At 38.2% G+C, this 2,374-nt stretch carries 2 protein-coding genes; both read right to left on the reverse strand.

Annotated elements, in window-relative coordinates:
- The coding region (locus tag ABY905_RS16475; protein WP_372645852.1) for an NAD(P)/FAD-dependent oxidoreductase at nt 1–1,401 on the reverse strand (1,401 nt) is incomplete at its 3' end.
- Nucleotides 1,402–1,838: 437 nt separating this feature from the next.
- Nucleotides 1,839–2,374: hypothetical protein (locus ABY905_RS16480; protein WP_372645854.1), on the reverse strand; the 536-nt coding region annotated here is incomplete at its 5' end.

Here is a 2,374-nt window from a genome sequence, read left to right on the forward strand (position 1 = left end):
ACATTCCTGAACACCTTCAGAGATACTAGGGTGGGGATGTACATTTTTTCGAATATCTTTAAGAGTCCCCTTTTGTGTAATTTGGTAGGCTATAGATGTAATTAATGTAGACGCTTGTGGACCTGCAGCACGCATACCCAATATGCGATTTTCACCATCATCACTTACAATAATTTTAATGAACCCATCGGTTGCTCTCATGGCAACAGCTCTGTTAATGAGTGAATTTGAATAAGTTGCAACTTTATAGGGGATGTTTCTACTTTTGCAGGCTTTTTCGTTTAAGCCAACTGCCGCCACTTCAGGTTTAAAGAACATGAGGGTTGACATATTGGAATAATCCAAGGGGTATTCTAAATTACCATAAAGTGCTTCAACTATGAATCGACCTTGTAGTTCACCAACAGAATAAAGTTGAGCATGACCAGAGACATCGCCCGCGGCAAAAATATTGCAGGACTTGAAATTATCCGTAGCACAAGCATCGTTGATATCTAAATAACCTCTTTCAGTTGTTTGAATATTGACATTCTCTAGTCCCATATTGTCCAAATTTGGGACTCTCCCAACAGCCACAACAGCCACATCAACTTCAATCACTTTTGAGTGACCATCCTGATAATCCAGAACAACCTCTAAACAATCGCTACGTTTACGAATTGTTCTCAAGTTGGCTGTATGATGAATAATGACCCCATTGTTTTCAAGACTTGTCGAAACGAATTCGCTCACATCATCATCTTCATAAGGAATCACCTTGTGTTGTCGGTCAAGTAAATGGACTTCGGTTTGATTGTAGTTGGAGAAGATCGTAGCATACTCACAGCCAATAATACCTGAACCGATAATAATCATGCGCTCAGGGAATTCCTTTAGGTTCATAATACCTTCAGAATCAATAATTCTTTCCTGATCAATTTCGATATCTGGCATTTCTCTGGGGCGAGAACCGGTTGCAATAATAATATTTTCGCCAGAAATTTGTTCGGTTTTACCTTTATACGTGATTTCTATGGTGTGAGAATCAATAAATCGAGCCCAGCCATATTTCAAACAGATGCTGCCATGAGTATCTGATGCTTCAGAGAAAGTCTCAATTTGAGAAAGCATTTGCAGTTGCTTTTGCTTGGCAGCTTGAACAATGGTTTTCTGAACTTGCTTATAGTCGACAATAAGTCCTGAAGCCCTATAGCCTCGATTAACGGATGAAGCAATATTAAAATCTTTTGATAACTCCCACATCGCTTTTGAGGTGAGTGCACCATTCATAATACCTGCGCCACCCAGGTGGTTAGCTTCAATCATGCAGACCGATTTTTTAAAATCAATAGCTCGTGTTGCTGCCGAAAAACCTGCAGGACCACTCCCTATTACAATAAGATCGTATTTTTCTAGGGTCATATTTATTGTCTCTTTTCTTTTGGAAATTCAGATTCTTTATTCTCTTAATTTTAATAAGCCCCAAGGTAAGAATTATCAATCAAAAAGAATGTAAAGCCCAAAGGAAATTCAAGGATAAAGCAGACAAGGTTAAAGAGAAACAAGGATAAAGGCTAAAAAGAAAAAATAGTAGAGAACGCGATTTATAGCGTCTCAACTCAAAGGAAAGAGGTGAAAAATCTGAAGGTCGAAACAATAACCTGTAAGTATGCGACGCAGTCGTTCCTGACAGGTTTTATTAAAAAATACGATTCAGACGCAGATAAGAGATGATCAAATATGATTTAAATAATTAGCAATAACGGATAACCGATAACCGATAACCGAAAAGATTTCGCTTCCGTTTCTACCACGCTTAATAGGCAAGTCGTCCTAAATCATAATTCTTAAATCAGAAATTAGTAGCTGATTTTGCCCTCTTTCAGTTTTTGTAGTGTCTGTTTGAATAATATCTTGTGTATCAGCTGGGCTTCTCTTAGGTTCTCTGAAGTGATTTCATCTTCCAGTTCAATGAAATTGGCTGTTTCCAGAAGAAACTCATCATCCCTTAAATTAGGGGAATCTTGTTCAATATCGTAAATGTCGGAGAATTCCATGAGAGGCAATCGGCTTAGAACGGCTTTTCTCTGTTCATTATATGCTTCTCTATCGGCAGCTTTTTCATTTGCATAATAGATTTCTTGCAAACTGTCTACGAAGGAGTCATCAAAGCTTTTTAATAGAATAACACGGTCTTTACGGATACGAAACATTTCACTTAGATCTACTTCTGGCATTTTTTCTTCTCGCTGAATCCCTTTAGATAAAAAGAGGTAGGCGAGCAGAACGAGGCCAATGCTTTTTTCTTCATCATCGATTAAATCGAGGTGGAGCATGAGAATAAGGCTTTTACCCAATTGTGAAACATGATTACTGTCCCAAAGCAGAAGAGGAT

The sequence above is a fragment of the Ancylomarina sp. genome (assembly GCF_041555295.1).
In the GTDB taxonomy this organism is placed as follows: domain Bacteria; phylum Bacteroidota; class Bacteroidia; order Bacteroidales; family Marinifilaceae; genus Ancylomarina.